Consider the following 21,611-nt stretch of genomic DNA (forward strand, 5'->3'; position numbering starts at 1 on the left):
GGCAGGGGCCCGCGACCGTGACGGTCGCGGGCCCCTGCGCGGCCGGGCGTCAGCCCATGAACTTCTTGAACTCGTCGGGCAGCTCGAAGTCCTTCTCGGGCTCGGCCGGCAGCCCGAAGGCGCCGCCCTGCGCCGCCGCCTGCTCCCGGCGCGCGGCCGCTGCCTGCTCCTCGGCCTTGCGCTTCATCGGGTTGCCGCTCTTGCGCTTGCCCTTGGCCTGCTTCTGCTGCTTCTTCTGACGACCGGGCCCGCCGCCCATGCCGGGCATCCCCGGCATGCCGGGCATCCCGCCGCCCTGCGCCATCCGCGACATCATCTTGCGCGCCTCGAAGAACCGCTCCACCAGGCCCTTCACCGCGCTGACCTCGACACCGGAACCCTTGGCGATACGGGCGCGGCGCGAGCCGTTGATGATCGTCGGGTCGTCGCGCTCACCCGGCGTCATCGACTTGATGATCGCGGCCGTACGGTCCACGTCACGCTCGTCGATGTTGTTGATCTGGTCCTTCATCTGCGCCATGCCGGGCAGCATTCCGAGCAGCTTGCTGATGCTGCCCATCTTCCTGACCTGTTCCATCTGGGCCAGGAAGTCGTCGAGCGTGAACTCCTTGCCCTTGCTGCTCGCCAGCTTCGAGGCCATTTTGGCGGCCTCTTCCTGGCTGAAGGTCTGCTCGGCCTTCTCGATCAGCGAGAGCATGTCGCCCATGCCGAGGATGCGGGACGCCATGCGGTCCGGGTGGAACGCGTCGAAGTCGTCCAGCTTCTCGCCGTTGGAGGCGAACATGACGTTCTTGCCGGTGACGTGCGCGATGGAGAGCGCGGCACCGCCTCGGGCGTCGCCGTCCAGCTTGGACAGCACCACGCCGTCGAAGCCGACACCGTCGCGGAAGGCCTCCGCGGTGTTGACGGCGTCCTGACCGATCATGGCGTCGACGACGAAGAGGATCTCGTCGGGCGAGACCGCGTCCCTGATGTCCGCGGCCTGCTGCATCAGCTCCTGGTCGATGCCCAGGCGGCCGGCGGTGTCGACGATCACGATGTCGTACTGACGGGTCCGCGCGTACTCGATCGAGTCCTTCGCGACCCGCACCGGGTCGCCGACGCCGTTGCCCGGCTCGGGCGCGTACACCGCGACGCCGGCGCGCTCCGCGACGACCGAGAGCTGGTTGACCGCGTTGGGGCGCTGGAGGTCACAGGCGACGAGCAGCGGCGAGTGGCCCTGGCCCTTGAGCCACAGGCCCAGCTTTCCCGCGAGGGTGGTCTTACCGGCGCCCTGCAGACCGGCGAGCATGATCACGGTCGGCGCGGTCTTGGCGAACCGCAGCCGGCGGGTCTCACCGCCGAGGATCGTGACCAGCTCTTCGTTGACGATCTTGATGACCTGCTGGCTGGGATTCAGCGCCTTGGAGACCTCCGCGCCGAGGGCGCGGGTCTTGACCTGCTTGATGAATTCCCGGACGACCGGGAGCGCCACGTCGGCCTCGAGCAGGGCGATACGGATTTCCCGGGCCGCGCCGTCGATGTCTGCCTCTGACAGGCGTCCCTTGCCCCGGAGGTTTTTGAAAGTCGCGCTGAGGCGGTCGGAAAGCGTATCGAACACGGTGGTCGCGATTCCTCGGGTCGGGGCCTGGTGGACGCCCCAAGGGTATCGGGCCCCGGAACATTCCTGCCCCCGCCCGCCACAACGGGGCGGACGGGGCGCGGGCAGCGGGCGGGCGCGCCGCCCGTCACGCTCTCACCGCAGCGCCTCCTCCACGCTCTTCGCCAGCGCCGCCGCCTCCGCGTCGCCCAGCGGGGCCCCGTTCCCGTCCGTGACGTAGAGGGTGTCGACGGCGTTCGCGCCGAGCGTCGAGACGTGGGCGCTGCGGACCCGGACGTCCGCCCCCTCCAGCGCCCGCCCGATCCGGTGCAGCAGGCCGGGGGCGTCGTGGGCGCGGACCTCGATGACCGTGGCGAGGCGGGACCCGGCCGGCGCGACCGTCACGCGCGGCGGCGGGGCCTTCACGCCGCGCCGCCGCGGGTAGGCGGCCTCGCGTTCGGCGAGGCGGCCGCGGATGTCCAGGGAGCCGTCGAGTGCGCGCACCAGGTCCGTGCGGAGCCGGGCGGCCTGCGGCAGTGAGCCGTACTCGGCCGCGACGCGCCAGTCCAGTACGAGGACGGCCCCGTCGCCCACCTCGCTCGGCAGCTCGACCGCCCGCAGGTCCGCCGCGCGGACGGTGAGCCGGTGCAGCGCGAGGACGCCGGCGACCGCGGGCAGCACACCCGCCTGGTCGGGCAGGGCGATGAGCAGTTCGACGCCCACGGGTTCCGGTCCGCCGTCCTCGGCGGGGGCCTCGGGCTGGGCGTGCAGGGCGAGCACGGGCTCGCCGGTGCGCAGCGCCTCGACCGCGAGGCGTTCCTGTTCGGCGCTGGGAGCTGTCTGGTCGGGTTCGGCCAGGACGTCTCCGGCGAGTACGGCGGCCACGCGCCGGACGAGATCCGCGACGAGCGAGCCGCGCCAGGAGGACCAGGCCGCCGGGCCGGTCGCCAGCGCGTCCGCCTCGGTCAGGGCGTGCAGCAGCTCCAGGGTGGAGGCGGAGCCGACGACCGAGGCGACGGAGTCGACGGTCGCGGGGTCGTCGAGGTCGCGCCGGGTCGCCGTGTCGATGAGCAGCAGGTGGTGGCGTACGAGGGTGGCGAGGACGTCGACGTCGGTGCGGTCGAAACCGATCCGGGCGGCGACGTCGCGGGCGATGGTCTCGCCGGCGACGGAGTGGTCCCCGGGCCAGCCCTTGCCGATGTCGTGCAGCAGGGCGGCGACCAGCAGCAGGTCGGGGCGGCCGACGTGGCGGGTGAGTTCGGACGCCTTGACCGCGGTCTCCACGAGGTGCCGGTCGACGGTCCAGGTGTGCACGGCGTTGCGCTGCGGCCGGCACCGGACACGTTCCCAGTCGGGGACGAGCCGGGTGATCAGGCCCTCCGCCTCCAGGGCCTCCCACACGGCGACGGCCGGCTCCCCGGCGCCGAGCAGGGTGACGAGCTCCTCGCGGGCCTCCGCGGGCCACGGCACCGGCAGCGGCCGGTCGGCCATGGCCTCGCCGAGGCGCCGGACGGCGTGCCGGGAGATCGGCAGGCCCGCCTGGGCCGCCGCGGCGGCGGCGCGGAGCGGGAGCACCGGGTCGCGTTCGGGCCGTGCGGTGCGGGCGAGCACCGCCTCGCCGTCGAGTTCGACGACGCCTTCCGCCAGCGGGGTGCGTTCCTGCTGCGGCGCCCGGCCCCCGAGCATCGCCCGCAGCCTCGGCCGCACGGCGCGCGAGCGCAGCACCCGGCCCACCTCGCGCCAGGTGACGTCGGTGGCGTACGAGACGGTCCGGGCGGCCTCGTACACCTGGCGCAGCAGCGCGTCGGCGTCGAGGAGGCCGAGTTCGGCGGCGACCTGGTCCTGTTCCTGGAGGGCGAGGCGGTCGGTGGCGCGGCCGGTGGTCAGGTGGAGTGCGTCGCGTACGTCGAGCAGGGTGCGACGGGCCTCCGCGAGTCCTTCGCGGGGGGCGTCGGCGAGCCAGGAGGCGGCGACGGCGCGCAGCGCGGTGACGTCGCGCAGTCCGCCGCGGGCCTCCTTGAGGTCGGGTTCGAGGAGGTACTGCAGTTCGCCCTGGCGGACGGCCCGCTCCCGGCAGAGTTCGTCGAGCTCGGGCAGCCGCCGGGGCGCCTGGTTGCGCCAGTCCGCGAGGACGGCGGTGCGCAGGGAGGCGACGAGCCCGAGGTCGCCGGCGACGGGCCGGGCGTCGAGCAGCCCGAGCTGAACCTTGAGGTCCTCGCCGGCGGTCTTGCGGGCCTCCGCGGGGGTGCGTACGGAGTGGTCGAGGGCCAGGCCCAGGTCCCAGACGGGATACCAGATACGGTCGGCGATCGCGGCGACGGCGGCGGGGGACGCGCTGCCGTCGTGGAGCAGCAGGAGGTCGAGGTCGCTGCGCGGGGAGAGTTCCCCGCGGCCGTAGCCGCCGACGGCGACGAGGGCGGCGCCCCGTACGCCCTGTTCCCGCGCGGCCGTGGCGAACAGCGCGGACAGCCATTCGTCGGTGAGCTCGGCGAGGGCCGCACGGCGCGGCGGCCCGGACCGCTCCTTCTCGTTGAGAAGGAGCAGCCGGGCCGCCGCATAGCCGCTGGGTCCCGTGTCTTCCGCTTCGTTGGTCACGTCGAGGGTCACCCAGCAGCTCCCTTTGTGTTTCGTGTTCGCTCGCCTCCGGGCGCTCGGACTCCCTGTGGCTCGCTCACCTCGTGCGGAACGGTTCAGAGGGCGTCGGGGCCGCGCTCGCCGGTGCGGACCCGGACCGCCGTGTCGACCGGGACGCTCCAGACCTTGCCGTCGCCGATCTTCCCGGTGCGGGCGGCTTTGACGATCACGTCCACGAGCTGTTCGGCGTCGTCGTCCTCGACCAGCACCTCGATGCGGATCTTGGGGACGAGGTCGACGGTGTACTCGGCGCCCCGGTAGACCTCGGTGTGGCCGCGCTGCCGGCCGTAGCCGCTGGCCTCCGTGACCGTGAGCCCCTGGACGCCGAAGGCCTGGAGGGCCTCCTTGATCTCGTCCAGCCGGTGCGGCTTCACGACTGCGGTGATGAGCTTCATGCGTCCACCTTCTTGTTCGCTGCGGCTGTCGCGGTCTCGCCCGTCGCGGGCACGGCCTTGCGGGAGCCGGCGCCGCCGCCCGCTCCGCTGAAGTCGTACGCGGTCTCCGCGTGCTCGTCCTGATCGATGCCGGAGACCTCGACGTCCTCGTCGACCCGCATGCCGATGGTCTTGTCGAGGACGAGGGCGAGGACGGCGGAGACGACCAGAGAGTAGGCGAGGACGGCGAAGACCCCGACGGCCTGCTTGCCGAGCTGGTCGAGGCCGCCGCCGTAGAAGAGGCCCTTGGCGTCGGACTGGACGCCGCCGGTGGCGAAGAAGCCGACCAGCAGGGAGCCGACCACACCGCCGACGAGGTGGACACCGACGACGTCGAGGGAGTCGTCGTAGCCGAACTTGAACTTGAGGCCCACGGCCATGGCGCAGAGCAGACCGGAGACGGCGCCGACGGCGATCGCGCCGAGCGGCGAGACGGAACCGCCGGCCGGGGTGATGGCGACGAGGCCGGCGACCGCGCCGGAGGCGGCGCCGAGGGTGGTGAAGGCGCCGTGGCGGATCTTCTCGTAGAGCAGCCAGGCGAGCATGGCGGCGGCGGTGGCGACCTGGGTGTTGACGAACATCACGGCGCCCACGCCGTCGTCGTTGCCGAGCCACGAACCGGCGTTGAAGCCGAACCAGCCGAACCACAGGAGCGCCGCGCCCAGCATGACCAGCGGGAGGCTGTGCGGACGCATCGGGTCCTTCTTGAAGCCGACGCGCTTGCCGATGACCAGGATGACGCCGAGGGCCGCGGCGCCGGCGTTGATGTGGACGGCCGTGCCGCCGGCGAAGTCGATGACGCCCATCTCGAAGAGCCAGCCGCCGGAGCCCCACACCCAGTGCGCGACCGGGAAGTAGACGACGGTGACCCACAGGGTGATGAACAGCGCCCAGGCGGTGAACTTGACGCGATCGGCCAGGGCGCCGCTGATCAGCGCCGGTGTGATGATCGCGAACATCAGCTGGAACACCGCGAAGACGAAGACGGGGATGGTGTAGCCGTCCCACAGCTCGTTGACGCCGATGTTGCTGAGGCCGACGTAGTCCGAGCTCCATCCGACGACGGAGCCGATGTCGGTGCCGAAGGCCATGCTGAAGCCGTAGAGCACCCACAGGATGGTGACGATCCCGAGGCTGATGAAGCTCATCATCAGCATGTTCAGGGTGCTTTTGACGCGGACCATGCCTCCGTAGAAGAAGGCCAGTCCCGGTGTCATGAGCATCACCAGGGCGGAACAGATGAGCATGAACCCTGTGTTGGCGGCAGACAGCTCTGGAGCGTCTGCGGCAAGGGTCGAGATGCCTGGGGGCATCGGCGTCTCCTCGTCGTCGTGCGGCCGCGTGCGGGCGGAGCCTCGGCGGACTGTGGGCGGGGCCGTTATGCCGCATGAGACTGGCGGAGTGCCGTTTCCACAGATGCCGCACGATGTTTCGTGGCGGTGACGAAGAGGTCCGGCGTGTTACGCCGTCATGAACGCAGTGATCACCCCACGTCACCGGGCGTATCCTCTGCGCACAGCATGAACCGGCCACGACACCCACCCGGTGACTTGGCAACGGGGGGAGCCGAGTCGGGCTGTTCGGGGCAGGTGTCGTGGCCGGCGGCCGGGGCCGGCTGCCGGTCAGACCGCTTCCGCGGTCTCCGGCAGCTGGGCGGTCAGATAGTCCGTGAACTGGGCGACTTCGGCGACATCGCCGAAGTCCCTGGCGGCCGTGTCGACCGTCTTGCGCAGCCGGGTGTTGACCCGCTCGGAGCGGACCCGCTTGGCGATCTTGAGAGCCCGGCCGGCGAAGTCGGTGGCCTGTTCCGGTTCCTTCTTCAGCAGGTGGACCGTGGCCATGCCGACCAGGTTGAGTGCGTACGACCGCTGGTGCTCGTGATCCCGGCCGAAGAGTTCGACGGCACGCTCCATGACCGGCTCGGCGAGGGAGGCGTAGGTGGGGCTGCGGCCGGCCACATAGGCCAGGTCCCGGTAGGAGTGGGAGTTCTCGCCGTGGAGCTCCGCCTCCGAGAAGAAACGGATCCAGTCGGGCTCGGGCTCACCGTCGAGGCCGACGTCGGCGAAGGTGTCCTCGGCCATCCGGACCGCCCGCCGGCACTTGCTGGGCTGGCCCATGTTCGCGTAGGCGCGGGCCTCCATCGCATACAGCATGGCCTGGGTGCGAGCGGTGGCGCAGTCGCGGCTGCCGTACTGGGCGAGGTGGACGAGCTCGAGGGCGTCGTCGGGGCGGCCGAGGTGGATCATCTGGCGGCTCATCGAGGACAGGATGTACGAGCCGAGCGGCTTGTCGCCCGCCTCCTTGGAGGCGTGCAGGGCGAGGACGAAGTACTTCTGGGCGGTGGGCTGGAGGCCCACGTCGTAGCTCATCCACCCGGCGAGCTCGGCCAGTTCGGCCGCGTTCCTGAAGAGGCGGCGCCGGGTGGCGGAGGGCTGCGGCTCCTGGAGGAGGTCGGTGACCTCGTGGAGCTGGCCGACGACCGCCTTGCGGCGCAGGCCGCCGCCGCACTGGGCGTCCCACTGGCGGAACATGGCGGTGGTGGCCTCGAGCAGTTCCAGCTCGGGCTGGGAGAGACGCGAGCCCCGCCGCACGGGCACGGGCGGCTCGCCCGCCTCGGCCCCCGGCACAGGAACCAGCCAGCGCTGCATCGGCTCCACGAGGGCGGCGCCCGCGGCGATGGAGAGCGAGCTGCCCAGGAACCCGCGGCGCGCCAGCATCAGGTCGCTTCTGGAGAACTCGCTGAGCAGGGTGACGGTCCGGTCCCCGGCCCAGGGGAGGTCCACGCCGGACACCGACGGTGACTGGTGCACGGTGCGCAGTCCGAGATCCTCGACGGCGACGACGCTGCCGAAGCGTTCGGAGAAGAGCTCGGAGAGGATGCGGGGGATCGGCTCGCGCGGCTGCTCGCCGTCCAGCCAGCGGCGCACCCGGGAGGTGTCCGTGCTGATGTGGTGGGCGCCCATCTGCCGTGCCCGGCGGTTCACCTGGCGCGCGAGTTCGCCCTTCGACCAGCCGCTGCGCAGGAACCACGAACTCAACTGCTCGTTCGGGCGCTTGCCGGCGTTCGTACCGTCTGCGCCGCTGCCGCTCACTGGAGTGCCCCCCGTCCGTCGAAGCCTCATTGCCCGAACCCCTACCAGAATGACGCCGATTGCAACCTGCCGTAACGGTCTTGCACCCGTCGAACAGGAAACCGCATTGCCTCCGGCATACCCGGAAGCAGACTGCAATTGCAGGTTGATGTACCGACGGTAATCCTACGATCACGGCCTCAGCGAGTGGGATTGCAGAAACGCCACCATTCGCCACCCCTCCGAGTGAACCCACTTACGGGCAGGCACGATTCACTTGACATACGACGATCAGGAGTCGTTGGAGCGCAGTGCGCACGGGCACGTGCCGCGCCCCGCACTCCCCCACGCACCACCTCGCGCCGTCGGCACTCCGGGCAGGAGATACGGAGAGTCACAGGGGAGCTCCGGGTCGTAACCACCGGTGCCTACGACCCGTTGGAGGGGGCATGGGCTTCACGATCGGCGGCACTCGTGGGATCGGACAGATCCGGACGGGCTCCCGGCGCCGCGGGCGCACGACAGAGGCCACCGCGGTGGCCGAGTACACCGGCCTGTGGGGCTGGGCGGTGATTCCCGGCGCACGCGCCGCCTCCGGCAAGTGCTCCTGCGGGGACGACCGCTGCGCCGCCCCCGGCGCCCACCCGTTCGACTTCGCGCTCGAGGTCCCGGCCGGCGCCACGCTCGACGAGGCGGGCAAGGCGTGGGCCGACGTGCCCGGGGCCTCGCTGCTGCTGCCCGTCGGCCGGACCTTCGACATCCTCGACGTGGCCGCCGTGGCCGGCCGCCGCGCGCTGGTGCGGATGGAGCGCATGGGCCTGCCGCTCGGGCCCGTCTGCGCCACACCGGACGGCCGCTGCCAGTTCTTCGTCGCGCCCGGCGCGGCGGCGGAACTGCCCCGGCTGCTGTACCGGATGGGCTGGGACGACGCCGATCTGGACCTGCGCTGCCTGGGCCCCGGCGAGCACATCACCGCACCGCCGTCGGACCGCGGCGGTCTGGGCCCGGTCCGCTGGCTGCGGCCCCCGTCCCTCGACACGGCGACCGCCCCGCCCGAGGCCCGGCTGCTGCTCGGCACGCTGGCGTACATCTGCCACCGCAGCCGGTCCTGACTCCCCGCGCCCCCTCGTACGCGGAAGCGCCCGGCCGCCTTCCGGTGGCCGGGCGCTTTCCGTGAGGCGCTTTCACTGCGGAGTGCGCCCCGCGCGTCAGTCGCCGATCAGCGCGTCGACGAACGCCTCGGGCTCGAACGGCGCCAGGTCGTCCGCGCCCTCGCCCAGACCGACGAGCTTGACGGGCACGCCCAGCTCGCGCTGGACCGCGACGACGATGCCGCCCTTGGCGGTGCCGTCCAGCTTGGTCAGCACGATGCCGGTGATGTCCACGACCTCGGCGAAGACCCGCGCCTGCACCAGGCCGTTCTGACCGGTGGTGGCGTCCAGGACGAGCAGGATCTCGTCCAGCGGTCCGTGCTTCTCGACGACCCGCTTGACCTTGCCGAGCTCGTCCATCAGCCCGGTCTTGGTGTGCAGCCGGCCGGCCGTGTCGATGAGCACGACGTCCGCGCCCTCCGCGATGCCCTCCTTGACCGCGTCGAAGGCGACCGAGGCCGGGTCGCCGCCCTCCGGTCCCCGTACGGTGCGGGCGCCGACACGCTCGCCCCAGGTCTGGAGCTGGTCGGCGGCGGCGGCGCGGAAGGTGTCCGCGGCTCCCAGCACGACGGAGCGGCCGTCCGCGACCAGGACACGGGCGAGCTTGCCCGTGGTGGTGGTCTTCCCGGTGCCGTTGACACCGACGACCATGACGACGCCGGGGGTGTCGAGGCCGCTCTCGGTCTTGACCGCACGGTCGGCTTCGGTGCCGATGAGGTGCAGCAGCTCCTCGCGGAGCAGGGTGCGCAGCTCCTCGGGCGTACGCGTGCCGAGGACCTTCACCCGCTCGCGCAGTCGCTCGACGAGCTCCTGGGTGGGAGCGACGCCGACGTCGGCGGTGAGCAGGGTGTCCTCGATCTCTTCCCAGGTGTCCTCGTCGAGGTGCTCGCGCGAAAGGAGCGTGAGGAGCCCCTTGCCGAGGGTGTTCTGGGAGCGGGCGAGACGGGCACGGAGCCGTACGAGCCGGCCGGCGGTCGGCTCCGGGATCTCGACGGCGGGCGCGGGGGCCTCGGCGACGACCGGGTCCTCGACGGCCACGGGCGTTTCGACGGCCTCCTCGGCCGTCGGGAGGTCGACCTCCTCGATGGTGCGGCGGGGTTCCTCCCGCGGTGTCTCCGCCTCGTCGCCGACATGCGGTTCGGCGGGCGGAGCAGTGATGGTCGGCGAGCTCGGCGGCGCCTGCGGGGGCAGCTGCTTCTTCTTGCGGCTGCTGACCACGAGGCCGCTGATCGCGCCGATCGCGACCAGGGCGATGACTACGGCAAGGATGACGATTTCCATGGTTCATCCAGTATGCGTGACCTCCCAGGGCGCTCTTCGTTCTCCTGACAGGGGCACAAGCCCCTGCGGGCCGGGCTGGTCCGCCGTCCGGTGCATCCCGGCGAGAAGCCCTCGGGGCGGAGTCACAACGCGTCCCCAGGATGCGGACGGCGTCAGGCGCGCCAGCGCGCACCCAAGGGGTGTGCCGGTCCATTCGGTGGGTCGGCACACCCCTTGTGCACGGGCGGGACGCCGCACCCCTGTCCATCTGACGCCCTGTCAGCTACCGTGCCCCTGCGCCTGCCCACACCCGGCGGAGGGGGACGTCCCATGGCCTTCACGGTGGTCCGGTTCAACCTGGCCGGCCCCGCCGCGACGCCGAAGACCCTCACGGCCCGCTATCGCGCGGCGCTGGAGATGGCGGCGTACGCCGACGGCCACGGCGTCGACACGGTCCAGACCGAGGAGCACCACGGCGCAGCCGACAACTGGCTGCCGTCTCCGCTGACCTTCGCCGGCGCGGTCCTCGGCGCCACCCGCCGTATCGCGGTCACCGTGTCCGCGATCATCGGACCGCTGCACGACCCGCTGCGGCTGGCCGAGGATCTCGCCGTGCTGGACCTGGTCGGCGAGGGCCGGCTGGTGACGGTCGCGGGCATCGGCTACCGGCCCGAGGAGTACGCGCAGCTGGGCGTGGAGTGGAGCCGGCGCGGGGCGCTGCAGGACGAGCTGCTGGAGACCCTGCTGGCGGCCTGGACCGGCGAGAGGTTCACCTTCCGGGGCCGCACCGTGCGGGTCACCCCGCGCCCGTACAGCCGGCCGCATCCGACGCTGCTGGTCGGCGGGTCCTCGCGGGCGGCGGCGCGCAGGGCCGCCCGTTTCGGTCTGCCGTTCTTCCCCAGCGCCCATCTGCCGGAGCTCGAGGCGTACTACGAGGAGCGGCGGGCCGCGTACGGGACCGGCGGTTTTTGTGTGATGCCGGCGGGCAAGACGCCGCTGCTGCACCTCTCGGAGGACCCCGACCGCGCGTGGACGCTGTACGGGGAGCACTTCCTGCACGAGGCACGGACCTACGCCTCCTGGCAGTCGCGGGGCATCCGCTCCGCGGTGCGCTCCGTCGCGCAGACGGTCGGGGAGCTGCGGAGCGAGGGGGTGTACCGGATCGTGACGCCGGACGAGTGCGTGGGGCTGGGCGCGCAGAGCCTGGTGCTGCATCCGCTGTGCGGCGGCATGCCGCCGGCCGAGGGCCTGCGCAGCCTCCGGCTGCTGTGCGAACGGGTGCTGCCCCGGCTCACGCGCTGAGCCGGGGCAGTTTCCGTGACGAGGAGAGGGGCAGCGGGGATTAGCCCATCTCCTCCAACGCCTTGCCCTTCGTCTCCTTGACGTACCTCAGTACGAAGGGGATCGAGAGCACGGCGAAGAACGTGTAGATCACATAGGTGCCGGAGAGGTTCCAGTCCGCGAGGCTCGGGAAGCTCGCGGTGATGGTCCAGTTCGCGATCCACTGGGCGGAGGCGGCGACGCCGAGGGCGGCGGCGCGGATGCGGTTCGGGAACATCTCACCGAGGAGGACCCAGACCACGACGCCCCACGAGAGCGCGAAGAAGAGCACGAAGGCGTGGGCCGCGACCAGGGCCACGATGCCCTGGGTCTCCGGCAGCTTGCCGCCGACGAGGTCGGCGGAGAAGGCCCATGCCTCCAGGGCCAGTGCGATCGCCATACCGGTGGAGCCGATGAGCGCGAGCGGCCGGCGGCCGATCCGGTCGACCAGCACCATCGCGATCACGGTGCCGACGATGTTGATGATCGACGTGGTGAACGAGTACAAGAACGAGCTGGACGGATTGACGCCCACCGACTGCCACAGGGTCGCCGAGTAGTAGAAGGCGACGTTGATGCCGACGAGCTGCTGGAAGACCGACAGCCCGATGCCGATCCAGACGATGGGCAGGAAGCCGAAGCGGCTGCCCAGCAGGTCCCGGAAGGAGGACTTGTGCTCGCGGCGCATCGCGCGGTCGATCTCGGTGACGCGGGCGTCGAGGTCGACGTTCTTGCCCTCGACCTCGGAGAGGACCCGCCGTGCCCGGTCCACCTTGCCGACGGAGATGAGGAAGCGGGGCGACTCGGGGATCGCGAAGGACAGCAGTCCGTACAGGACGGCGGGGACGACCTCCACGCCGAGCATCCACTGCCAGGCCTCGAGGCCGCCGATCTCGCCGCGCTGCTTGCCGTCGGCGAGCTGCAGGATGCCGTAGTTCACCAGCTGGGAGACGGCGATGCCGATGACGATCGCGGCCTGCTGGAAGGAGGCGAGCCGTCCGCGGTAGGCGGGCGGGGAGACCTCGGCGATGTAGGCGGGGCCGATGACGGAGGCCATGCCGATCGCGAAGCCGCCGACGGTCCGCCACAGGGCGAGGTCCCACAGCGAGAACGGCAGCGCGGAGCCGAGGGCGCTCGCGGTGAAGAGCACGGCCGCGATCTGCATGCAGCGGATGCGTCCGATGCGGTCGGCGAGCCGGCCGGCGGTGGCGGCGCCGACGGCACAGCCGATCAGGGCGACGGCGATGACCTGGGCGAGCGTTCCGGAACCGATCTCGTAGCGGTCGCGGATCGCTTCGACGGCACCGTTGATCACTGAGCTGTCGTAACCGAAGAGGAAGCCGCCCATCGCGGCGGCGGCCGTGATGAAGATGACATGCCCGAGGTGGTCCGGGTGGGCCGAGCGGGCTCCCGATGCCGGTGGCGGCTGCGCGGTGCTGGTCACGTGTACTCCTGAGGGCGTCCGGCAGCGTCGCCGGGCGTGCGGGGCGAGCCTTCCCAGTGGCGCACGACTTCCGGGGGGGCACCACTTGAAGGCAAAAGGAACGTTGCAGAGACTATTCCTTCAAGTTTCGAAGTCAAGACCTCTTCTGAAATCAGTATCAGGTGAGCGTGAGTCGACTTGCGTTCAAGCCTTGAAGAGTTGTAGGGCTGCGTAGACCCTCAGCGGAGGCGCTGACTGATGACCTTGGAGACGCCGTCGCCCTGCATGGAGACGCCGTACAGCGCGTCCGCGACCTCCATCGTCCGCTTCTGGTGCGTGATCACGATCAGCTGAGAGCTCTCCTGGAGCTCCTGCATGATCCGGATCAGCCGCTGGAGGTTCGTGTCGTCGAGAGCCGCCTCGACCTCGTCCATCACATAGAACGGGCTCGGCCGGGCCTTGAAGATCGACACCAGCAGCGCCACGGCGGTCAGCGACCGCTCCCCGCCCGACAGCAGCGACAGCCGCTTGACCTTCTTGCCGGGCGGCCGCGCCTCGACGTCCACGCCCGTGGTGAGCATGTTGTCCGGGTCGGTCAGCACGAGCCGCCCCTCCCCGCCGGGGAAGAGCCGGGAGAAGACCCCCTCGAACTCGCGGGCCGTGTCCCGGAACGCCTCGGTGAAGACCTGCTCGACGCGTTCGTCCACCTCCTTCACCACCTGGAGAAGGTCGGCGCGGGTCTTCTTCAGGTCCTCGAGCTGCTCCGACAGGAACTGGTGGCGCTCCTCCAGCGCCGCGAACTCCTCCAGGGCGAGCGGATTCACCTTTCCGAGCTGTTGATACGCCCGTTCGGCCGACTTGAGGCGCTTTTCCTGTTCCGAGCGGACGAAACGCCGCGGCTGGTTCCTGGGGTCCTCAGGATCCTCCGGCAGTTCCTCGCCCTCCGCCGGCGGCGACGGCGGAACGAGCTGGTCGGGGCCGTAGTCGGACACCAGCCCGGCCGGCTCGACCCCCAGCTCCTCCAGGGCCTTCGTCTCCAACTGCTCGATCCTCAGCCGCTTCTCCGCGCCCAGTACCTCGCCGCGGTGCACCGAGTCGGTCAGTTTGTCGAGCTCGGCCTTGAGGTCACGGCCGGCGGCGCGGGCCGCGGTCAGCTCCCGCTCCCGCTCGCCCTTGGCGGCCTCGGCCGCCGACCGCTCCGCCTCGGCCCGCACCAGCGACACCTCGACGTGGGCCAGCAGCTGCCGGGCGCCGGCGGCGACGGCCGCCGCGACCTCGGCCTCGTGCCGCATCCGGGCGCGCCGCTGCTCCGCGCGCGCCCGCGCCTCGCGCTCGGCGCGGGCGCCGCGGTCCAGCGCGTCCGCGCGTCCCGCGAGCCCCTTGACGCGCTCCTCGTGCGTACGGACCTGGAGGCGGGCCTCCATCTCCGTCTGGCGGGCGTTGGCGCCGTCGGCGGCGAGCCGGTCGCGCACATGGGTGTCGGGCTCCTCCTCGACCGGAGCCTCCTCGGCGACGAGCAGCCGCTCGGCCAGCTCCTCCGCCTCCTCGGTCGCCCGCTCCAGGGCCTCCTGTGCGCGCGCCGCGGCCGCCGCGGTCCGCTCGGCCTCGCCCGCCGCGCCCTTGGCCTGACCGGACAGCCGGCCGAGCCGCCCGGAGACGGCCGACTTCTCCCGGTCGGCGGCGCGCCGCCGCTCCCCCAGCTCCTCCACGAGCGCGGCGCACTCGGCGCGGCGTGCGGCGGCCTGCTGCTGGGCGGCGGCCAGTTCGTCGCACGCGGCGGCAAGCTCCTCGAGCTCGGCCGCCGCCTCGTCGACGGAGGCCTGCACCTCGAGGAGGCTGGGGGCCCCGGCGGACCCGCCCTGCGCGAAGTGGGCGCCGAGCACGTCCCCCTCGGCGGTCACGGCGGTGAGCCCGGGCCGCGCGTACACCAGGTCCTCCGCGTCCTCGAGCGTTCCCACGACCACCGTCCCGCGCAGCAGCCGTCGTACGGCGGGCATCAGTTCGGCGGGCCCGCGCACCAGCCCCACCACGGCCTCGATCCCGGCGCCGGCCGTCTCCACGTCGGTGGCGACTGCCGCGTCCCCGGCGTCCGCCGAGGCGAGGATCAGGGCCGCGCGACCGGCGTCCTGCTTACGGAGCAGGCGGATCGCCTCGGCCGCCGTGGACGGGTCTGCGACGGCCACCGCGTCCGCCGCGGCGCCCAGCGCGGCGGCCACCGGGATCTCGTAGCCGGGCGTCACGGTGAGCAGCGCGGCGGCCGGACCGAGCAGGCCGGAGAGCCGGTCACCGGCGTCGAGGAGCGCACCGGTCCCGTCCTTGCGCCGCAGGCCCAGCGCGAGCGCCTCGCGGCGGGCGGCCACGGCCGCGCGCTTGCGTTCCGCCGTGGTGAGCGCCTCGCGGGCGGTGCTCAGCGCGGACTCCGCGTCGGCCAGTTCGCGCTTCGCCTCCTCGTGGCGTCCGGCGAGCTCCGAGTCGTCGGCGTCGAGTGCGTCGACGTCGGCCTTGAGCTGCTCGTACTCCTCCTGCGCGGCGACGGCCCGCTCCCGGGCCTCGTCACGGGCGGCGGCCAGCCGGTCGATCTCGGCCTGGGCCGACGCGGCGCGCGAACGGGCGGCGCTGACCTGGCCGCTCAGCCGGGCGAGACCTTCGCGGCGGTCGGCGATGGCCCGCGCCACGTCCTTGAGGCGCCGCTCCTCGACGATCAGCTCGCGCTCCAGTTCGGCGCGGTGCGCGACGGTGTCCTCAAGAGCATGCTGCGCCGCTTCCAGCGCCGCTTCGAGCTCCGCCTCCTGCTCGCGGATCCGGGCGGCCTCGCGCTCCATGTCCTCGGGGTCGCGGCCGCGCCGCTCCTCCACGGGCAGGGCGGTGGCGCTCTTCACGCGGGCGTCGGCCAGCGAGATCGTGCCGCGCACCCGTTCGGCGAGCTGCGACAGTTCGTACCAGGTCTGCTGGGCGCGCTGGAGCCGGGGCGCGAGCCGCCGCACCTCGTCCTCGAGGTCCGCCTCGCGGGTCAGGGCCGCCTTGAGCTCCGCCTCCGCGGCCTCTTTGCGCTGCTTGAGCGCGGCCTCGTCGGCGATCTCGCCGCGCAGCGCCTCCCGCATCCGTACGAGATCGTCGGCGAGCAGCCTGAGCCGGGCGTCGCGCAGGTCGGCCTGGATGACGGCGGCGCGCCTGGCCACCGCCGCCTGCCGGCCGAGCGGCTTGAGCTGGCGGCGCAGTTCGTCGGTGAGGTCCTGGACACGGGCGAGGTTGGCCCGCATGGCGTCCAGTTTCCGCAGCGCCTTCTCCTTGCGCTTGCGGTGCTTGAGGACACCGGCGGCCTCCTCGATGAAGGCCCGTCGCCCCATCGGGTCCGCGTGGAGCACGGAGTCGAGCTGGCCCTGACCGACGATGACGTGCATCTCGCGGCCGATACCGGAGTCGGACAGCAGTTCCTGGATGTCGAGGAGCCGACAGGTGTCACCGTTGATCTGGTACTCGCTGCCGCCGTTGCGGAACATGATCCGCGTGATGGTGACCTCGGCGTACTCGATGGGCAGGGCGCCGTCGGAGTTGTCGATGGTGAGGGAGACCTCGGCGCGGCCGAGCGGCGGCCGGCCGGTCGTCCCGGCGAAGATGACGTCCTCCATCTTCCCGCCGCGCAGCGACTTGGCGCCCTGCTCGCCCATGACCCAGGACAGCGCGTCCACGACGTTCGACTTGCCGGAGCCGTTGGGCCCCACGACGCAGGTGATCCCCGGCTCGAACCGCAGGGTGGTGGCCGAGGCGAAGGACTTGAAACCGCGCAGGGTCATGGCCTTGAGGTGCACGCCGCCGGACTCTACCTTTCACTTGCGGTTTCGCCCCTGAAGGCGCAGGGCACATCAGATGTTGAAGAAGCCACTTCGGCATACGGGGGCGGAAAAGGGCATACGGGGGCGAAAAGAAAGAAGGGACGCCGAGGGCGTCCCTTGCATATCTTGCTGCGCGATGACTCTGTCGGACGCCGTGCTCAGGTGAGCGCGGGTTCCGCCCGGGATACATCGATGTCGATGTCGTCGAGCAGCGACTCTTCGGGGTGCTGAGCGACAGCGGCGTTGAGCGCGTCGTTCTCGGACTGGATCCGTACAAGCTCGGATTCGAGGTCCTGGACGCGCTGCTGCAGCCGTCGCATCTCGGCGAGGAGTCGCGGGTCGGAACCGCCGACGTAACCGAGAAGCGCCTTTGCCATGATGGATGGTCCTCCACACTGAGTGACCGACCGAAGCGGTGTGGGTCGTGAGGGATTCGCACCCGCGGTGCTCGGCAGTCTTCGTTGTACTGCTTGTCGTGCCGCGTTTCCTACTGCCAAACAGCTGAGGTGCGCGGGGCTTCCAGAGTCTCACCAAAAAGTTTGACGGTCAACACGATCACGCCCCGTATCGACGGGCGGCCCGGGGGCGTCCAGCCGCTGAAGAGTGCGGCGGTGCCTGACCTGCGGGGCCCTGGGGGCGTGACGATCATCTTTCCTGGCGCAGCCTGGCACGGCAAGCCTCTTCTTGGCAACCACCAGGGATTTTCCGTTCCCGACCCGTGCTCTCGGCACCCTCCGCGGACGCCTCCCGGCGGCCCTGCCGCTCCACCCGTCACCGGATGGCGAAGTCCTCGTAACCGCCCCTGGGCGTGTCCCAGATCTCAGTGACGCCGTCGACGCGGCCGGGTGTGTCGTCGGAGCGAAGCCACTCGAGCAAACGGTGGCAATTCTCACGTGCCCCCTCCGCCACGACTTGCACCCTGCCGTCCTCAAGATTCAGGGCGAAACCGGTGAGCCCCCCGATCTCCAGAGCGTTTGCCCTGGTGAACCAGCGGAAGCCCACGCCCTGTACTCGGCCGCGTACCCAGGCGGTCAGCCGTGCGGTGTCGTTCATGGCTGCACGGTAACCGGCCAATCGCTTCTGCATCACTTCCGCCCCGGGCGTCATGGCGTACAGTCCGGACGCAATCAGCTCTCACTCGTACGGGTGAGTCCGTTTGACGCTCGACGTCGCGCACCAGGAAGGCACAGCAGATGGGTCGCCATCGACGCTCAGCCCCCGCGCCGGCCGCAACCGACCGCGCGGCGGGCTCGGCAGGGGTGCACCGGGGCGGTGCACGCCGGAAGAAGCGGGCAGGTCTGCCCGTACGCACCGGGCTGCTCGGTGTTTCCGCCGCCGTGGCCGTCGGCGCCGTCGTCGTGACCACCGGCGTCCTGCCCGGCGGTGAGGACAAGTACACCGTGGGCGCGGGCGCCGACCTGCAGACCGAGATGCGCAGCGAGGTGCCGTCGAGGCTCCAGGCGCAGGGCGACGCGAGCGCCGAGCCGACGGCGAGTCCGTCGACCCCGCAGAACCGCGGCGTCGCACCGTCGAAGGCCCCGTCCAAGGCACCGTCGAAGACTCCGTCCAAGACGGCCTCCCCGAAGCCGTCGAAGACGGCCGAGAAGCCCGAGGCGCCCGCGAAGCCGACGACCTCCGCACCGGCCGCGCCGTCCAAGGAGACGACCCGGACTCCCGAGGCGAAGAAGCCGACGCGCGAGCCGACCCGCGAGGTCACCCGCGCCCCGGAGCGCACCGCGGCCCCGTCGCGTACGGCCGCCCCGGCCACGTCGTCGGCCGCCGCAGCGGAGGCCGACGTGTTCGACCTCGTCAACGCGGAGCGCGCGAAGGTGGGCTGCAGCCCGGTGAAGGCCGTCGGGGCGATGTCCGACCTGGCCCGCGCGCACAGCAGGGACATGGCGGCGCGCGGCTTCTTCGACCACACCAACCCGGACGGCGAGACGCCCTGGGACCGTGCCGACCAGGCCGGCGTCAGCGGTCTCGGCGGCGAGAACATAGCCCGCGGCCAGTCCGACGCCGAGGCCGTCATGGCTTCGTGGATGAACAGCGAGGGCCACCGCGCGAACATCCTGAACTGCGACTTCACGACGATGGGCGTCGGTGTGCACATGGCCGACGGCGGCCCGTGGTGGACACAGAACTTCGGCTACTGAACCGCATCCGCTTTCCGTGAGCAGGCCCCGGACACTCAGGTGTCCGGGGCCTGCTCATGTGCGGCGCCCGGCGGGCGGTCAGGACGCGATGCGCGGCAGCCGCTGGCAGCGGGGGCAGAAGTAGCTGGACCGGTTCATCCAGGGGCGGCGGCGCATCGGGGTGCCGCAGCGGCGGCAGGGTTCGCCCTCGCGGCCGTACGCGTCGAGGGAGCGGTCGAAGTAGCCGGATTCGCCGTTCACGTTGACGTACAGGCTGTCGAAGCTGGTGCCGCCGACCGCGAGGGCGGCCGTCATGACGTCGCGGACGTGGCCGAGGAGTTCGGCGGAGCGGGGGCGGGTGAGCGTCGAGGTCGGGCGGTCGTAGTGGAGCTTCGCCCTCCAGAGGGCCTCGTCGGCGTAGATGTTGCCGACGCCGCTGATCAGCGACTGGTCGAGCAGGGCACGCTTCACGGTGGTCCGCCGGGCCCGGATCGCCGCGTGGAACACCGCGTCGTCGAAGAGCGGGTCGAGCGGGTCGCGGGCGATGTGGGCGAGGACGTCGGGCAGGCCGTCCGGCGCGTTCTCGTGCAGGGACAGACCGCCGAAGGTGCGCTGGTCCACGAAGCGCAGCTCGGTGCCGAGCGGGTCGGCGAAGCGGACACGGACGCGCAGGTGCTTCTCGTCGGCGGCGCTCTGCGGCTGCACGAGGAGCTGGCCGCTCATGCCGAGGTGGCCGAGGACCGAGGTGTCGGTGTCCGCGAGGGGCAGCCAGAGGTACTTGCCGCGCCGGCTGACATCGCCGACGGTCCGGTCCCGCAGCCGCGCCGCGAAATCCTCCGCGCCGGCGACATGCCGGCGGATCGCCCGCGGGTGCAGCACCTCGACCTCGGCGATCGTGCGTCCGCTGACCCAGGTCTGCAGGCCACGGCGTACGACTTCGACCTCGGGCAGCTCGGGCACGGGTCTCCTTCCGCGGCTCACTCGGGTGACGCCCGCAGCGTACCGCCGGGGCGGCGGCGGGCGGAAAAGGGGTGGAGAGCTGTGCGGCCCCCGCCGGGAGGGCGGGGGCCGCACAGATACTGCTGTCGGTCGGCGGAGCGCCGGGCGTCAGGCCGAGGCCCGGTCCGCCGGTGCCGGTTCGGAAGGGGCGTCGACGTCCGCGTCGGCGTCCCCTTCGTCGTCGGCGGGCGGGGCGGCCGCGGCCGGGGCCGCTGCCGCGCGCTGGTCCGCGGCGGTACGGATCTCCCGCCACGCGGACTCCGCCGCCTGCTGTTCCGCTTCCTTCTTGCTGCGGCCGGTGCCGGTGCCGTACGAGACACCACCGACGCGGGCGGCAGCAGTGAAGGTCTTCTCGTGGTCCGGGCCTGTCTCTGTGACCAGGTACTCCGGTACGCCGAGACCCTCGGCCGCGGTGAGCTCCTGGAGACTGGTCTTCCAGTCCAGGCCCGCACCGAGGTTGGAGGACTTCTCGATCAGCGGGTCGAAGAGCCGGTGCACCAGCTCGGACGCCGCGTCGAGGCCCTGGTCGAGATAGACCGCGCCGATCACCGCTTCAAGGGTGTCGGCGAGGATGGATGCCTTGTCCCGGCCACCCGTGCCCTCTTCACCACGGCCGAGCCGGATGAAGGAGCCGAGTTCCAGACCGCGGCCGACCTCCGCCAGCGCACGCGAATTGACCACCGCGGCCCGCAGCTTGGCCAGCTGTCCCTCGGGCAGGTCGGGGTGGGTGCGGTACAGCGTGTCGGTGACCACCAGGCCGAGCACGGAGTCCCCGAGGAACTCGAGACGCTCGTTGGTGGGCAGACCGCCGTTCTCGTACGCGTACGAACGGTGGGTCAGCGCACGCACCAGAAGGGCGGACTCGAGCTGATACCCGAGCCGCCCTTCCAGAAGCGTGTGGGACGAGGCATTGTCCGTCTTGCTGGACTCAGACATCGCGCCTCTCACCGGCCGCTCAGACCTCGAGGACCTGGCGCTTGTTGTAGGTGCCGCAGCTGGGGCACGCGATGTGCTGCTGCTTCGGCTCCTGGCAACGCTCACACGAAACCAGGGTGGGGACCGCAGCCTTCCACTGCGACCGGCGGTGGCGCGTGTTGCTGCGCGACATCTTCCGCTTCGGAACAGCCACGGCTACTTCTCCTGCTTCTCGTCGACGCCCGCTTCGGCGCCGCCCATGTTGTCCTTCTCGCCGTCCTGAATGGTCTCGGCGAGTCCCTGCAGTGCCGCCCAACGGATGTCGACGGCGTCGTGGTGGTGGTCCGGGTTCTCGTCCAGCCTGACCCCGCACTGGGGGCACAGGCCTTCGCAGGTCTCCCGGCACACCGGCTGCATCGGCAGTGCGAGCACCACCGCATCACGCAGCACGGGCTCGAGGTCGAACAGGCCGTCCTCGATGAAGAGCCTGTCCTCGTCCTCTTCGCCGTCGACGGGCTCCGCGGTGCGGCCCCTGTCGTCGGCGTCGGGGTACGTGAACAGCTCCTGGAAGTCCGCGGCGACCTCATGGCGCAGCGGCTCCAGACACCTTACGCACTCCCCCTCGGCGCTCGCACGGGTGGTGCCTGTGACGAGCACACCTTCCATGACGGACTCGAGGCGGAGGTCCAGCTCCACCGGCGCGCCTTCCGGCACGCCGACGACATCGGCGATGCCGAGGTCCTTGGGAGCGTCGACCGTGCGGGAGATCCGCTGGAGCGCACCGGGCCGCCGCCCCAGCTCGTGCGTGTCGAACACGAGGGGGTTGCGATGGTCGAGGCGCGTGCTCAGGGGACTTCCTG

At 71.6% G+C, this 21,611-nt stretch carries 17 protein-coding genes; 3 read left to right on the forward strand and 14 right to left on the reverse strand.

Going from position 1 to position 21,611, the window contains the following annotated elements; genetic code table 11:
* Positions 1-49: 49 nt before the first annotated feature.
* The 5 genes from ffh to ACFYOP_RS10380 form a co-directional block, all read right to left on the reverse strand.
* Positions 50-1,600: a signal recognition particle protein gene (ffh, locus tag ACFYOP_RS10360; protein ID WP_356895616.1), complete on the reverse strand. Its 1,551-nt coding sequence runs from the start codon at positions 1,598-1,600 to the stop codon at positions 50-52.
* A gap of 135 nt (positions 1,601-1,735) precedes the next feature.
* Positions 1,736-4,186: a [protein-PII] uridylyltransferase gene (locus ACFYOP_RS10365; protein WP_356895614.1), complete on the reverse strand. Its 2,451-nt coding sequence runs from the start codon at positions 4,184-4,186 to the stop codon at positions 1,736-1,738.
* Between the two features lie 83 nt (positions 4,187-4,269).
* Positions 4,270-4,608 carry a P-II family nitrogen regulator gene (locus ACFYOP_RS10370; RefSeq protein ID WP_005311372.1) on the reverse strand — a complete coding sequence of 113 codons (339 nt, stop codon included), beginning with the start codon at positions 4,606-4,608 and terminating at the stop codon, positions 4,270-4,272.
* Positions 4,605-5,960 carry an ammonium transporter gene (locus ACFYOP_RS10375; protein ID WP_356895612.1) on the reverse strand — a complete coding sequence of 452 codons (1,356 nt, stop codon included), beginning with the start codon at positions 5,958-5,960 and terminating at the stop codon, positions 4,605-4,607. The genes ACFYOP_RS10370 and ACFYOP_RS10375 overlap by 4 nt, the downstream gene beginning before the upstream one ends.
* 309 nt (positions 5,961-6,269) lie before the next feature.
* Complete coding sequence (locus tag ACFYOP_RS10380) at positions 6,270-7,739, reverse strand: hypothetical protein (RefSeq protein ID WP_356895610.1); 1,470 nt, start codon at positions 7,737-7,739, stop codon at positions 6,270-6,272.
* Between the two features lie 428 nt (positions 7,740-8,167).
* On the opposite strand from ACFYOP_RS10380, the gene ACFYOP_RS10385 reads away from it, so the two are divergent.
* On the forward strand, positions 8,168-8,830 hold the full coding sequence (locus ACFYOP_RS10385) for a bifunctional DNA primase/polymerase (RefSeq protein WP_356895608.1): 663 nt from the start codon (positions 8,168-8,170) through the stop codon (positions 8,828-8,830).
* A gap of 96 nt (positions 8,831-8,926) precedes the next feature.
* Here ACFYOP_RS10385 and ftsY read toward each other — a convergent pair whose 3' ends face one another.
* The gene (gene ftsY, locus ACFYOP_RS10390; RefSeq protein ID WP_356895606.1) at positions 8,927-10,150 is read right to left on the reverse strand and encodes a signal recognition particle-docking protein FtsY; all 1,224 of its coding nucleotides are present in this window, start codon (positions 10,148-10,150) and stop codon (positions 8,927-8,929) included.
* 309 nt (positions 10,151-10,459) lie between these two features.
* Here ftsY and ACFYOP_RS10395 point away from each other — a divergent pair, with 309 nt between their 5' ends.
* On the forward strand, positions 10,460-11,431 hold the full coding sequence (locus tag ACFYOP_RS10395) for an LLM class flavin-dependent oxidoreductase (protein WP_356895604.1): 972 nt from the start codon (positions 10,460-10,462) through the stop codon (positions 11,429-11,431).
* A gap of 40 nt (positions 11,432-11,471) precedes the next feature.
* Here ACFYOP_RS10395 and ACFYOP_RS10400 read toward each other — a convergent pair whose 3' ends face one another.
* The 4 genes from ACFYOP_RS10400 to ACFYOP_RS10415 all read right to left on the reverse strand — a co-directional run bounded on the left by ACFYOP_RS10400 (position 11,472) and on the right by ACFYOP_RS10415 (position 17,758).
* Positions 11,472-12,893, reverse strand: a complete 1,422-nt coding sequence (locus tag ACFYOP_RS10400) for a sugar porter family MFS transporter (RefSeq protein WP_356895602.1) — start codon at positions 12,891-12,893, stop codon at positions 11,472-11,474.
* Between the two features lie 218 nt (positions 12,894-13,111).
* On the reverse strand, positions 13,112-16,681 hold the full coding sequence (smc, locus tag ACFYOP_RS10405; RefSeq protein ID WP_356895600.1) for a chromosome segregation protein SMC: 3,570 nt from the start codon (positions 16,679-16,681) through the stop codon (positions 13,112-13,114).
* A 182-nt stretch (positions 16,682-16,863) separates the two neighbouring features.
* Positions 16,864-17,082, reverse strand: a complete 219-nt coding sequence (locus tag ACFYOP_RS10410) for a hypothetical protein (protein ID WP_356895598.1) — start codon at positions 17,080-17,082, stop codon at positions 16,864-16,866.
* Between the two features lie 394 nt (positions 17,083-17,476).
* On the reverse strand, positions 17,477-17,758 hold the full coding sequence (locus tag ACFYOP_RS10415; protein ID WP_356895596.1) for an acylphosphatase: 282 nt from the start codon (positions 17,756-17,758) through the stop codon (positions 17,477-17,479).
* A 140-nt stretch (positions 17,759-17,898) separates the two neighbouring features.
* Here ACFYOP_RS10415 and ACFYOP_RS10420 point away from each other — a divergent pair, with 140 nt between their 5' ends.
* On the forward strand, positions 17,899-18,858 hold the full coding sequence (locus ACFYOP_RS10420; protein WP_356895594.1) for a CAP domain-containing protein: 960 nt from the start codon (positions 17,899-17,901) through the stop codon (positions 18,856-18,858).
* Between the two features lie 78 nt (positions 18,859-18,936).
* On the opposite strand, the gene mutM is transcribed toward ACFYOP_RS10420, so the two are convergent.
* The 4 genes from mutM to ACFYOP_RS10440 form a co-directional block, all read right to left on the reverse strand.
* Positions 18,937-19,797 (reverse strand): bifunctional DNA-formamidopyrimidine glycosylase/DNA-(apurinic or apyrimidinic site) lyase, encoded by an 861-nt coding sequence (mutM, locus tag ACFYOP_RS10425; RefSeq protein ID WP_356895592.1) that lies wholly within the window; start codon positions 19,795-19,797, stop codon positions 18,937-18,939.
* 147 nt (positions 19,798-19,944) lie between these two features.
* Complete coding sequence (rnc, locus tag ACFYOP_RS10430; protein ID WP_356895590.1) at positions 19,945-20,772, reverse strand: ribonuclease III; 828 nt, start codon at positions 20,770-20,772, stop codon at positions 19,945-19,947.
* Positions 20,773-20,791: 19 nt separating this feature from the next.
* Positions 20,792-20,965 (reverse strand): 50S ribosomal protein L32, encoded by a 174-nt coding sequence (gene rpmF, locus ACFYOP_RS10435; protein WP_026165248.1) that lies wholly within the window; start codon positions 20,963-20,965, stop codon positions 20,792-20,794.
* A gap of 2 nt (positions 20,966-20,967) precedes the next feature.
* Positions 20,968-21,600 carry a DUF177 domain-containing protein gene (locus ACFYOP_RS10440; protein WP_356895780.1) on the reverse strand — a complete coding sequence of 211 codons (633 nt, stop codon included), beginning with the start codon at positions 21,598-21,600 and terminating at the stop codon, positions 20,968-20,970.
* Positions 21,601-21,611: the final 11 nt, after the last annotated feature.

The sequence above is a fragment of the Streptomyces sp. NPDC006294 genome, from assembly GCF_042870895.1.
GTDB lineage: Bacteria > Actinomycetota > Actinomycetes > Streptomycetales > Streptomycetaceae > Streptomyces.

What these genes read in the sequence shown, in the direction of transcription:
- ACFYOP_RS10410 (WP_356895598.1), bottom strand. Translation starts at nt 17,082, where the DNA reads ATGGCAAAGGCGCTTCTCGGTTACGTCGGCGGTTCCGACCCGCGACTC.
- ACFYOP_RS10420 (WP_356895594.1), top strand. Translation starts at nt 17,899, where the DNA reads ATGGGTCGCCATCGACGCTCAGCCCCCGCGCCGGCCGCAACCGACCGC.
- rnc (WP_356895590.1), bottom strand. Translation starts at nt 20,772, where the DNA reads ATGTCTGAGTCCAGCAAGACGGACAATGCCTCGTCCCACACGCTTCTG.
- ACFYOP_RS10370 (WP_005311372.1), bottom strand. Translation starts at nt 4,608, where the DNA reads ATGAAGCTCATCACCGCAGTCGTGAAGCCGCACCGGCTGGACGAGATC.
- ACFYOP_RS10385 (WP_356895608.1), top strand. Translation starts at nt 8,168, where the DNA reads ATGGGCTTCACGATCGGCGGCACTCGTGGGATCGGACAGATCCGGACG.
- ACFYOP_RS10395 (WP_356895604.1), top strand. Translation starts at nt 10,460, where the DNA reads ATGGCCTTCACGGTGGTCCGGTTCAACCTGGCCGGCCCCGCCGCGACG.
- ACFYOP_RS10375 (WP_356895612.1), bottom strand. Translation starts at nt 5,960, where the DNA reads ATGCCCCCAGGCATCTCGACCCTTGCCGCAGACGCTCCAGAGCTGTCT.
- ACFYOP_RS10415 (WP_356895596.1), bottom strand. Translation starts at nt 17,758, where the DNA reads ATGAACGACACCGCACGGCTGACCGCCTGGGTACGCGGCCGAGTACAG.
- ftsY (WP_356895606.1), bottom strand. Translation starts at nt 10,150, where the DNA reads ATGGAAATCGTCATCCTTGCCGTAGTCATCGCCCTGGTCGCGATCGGC.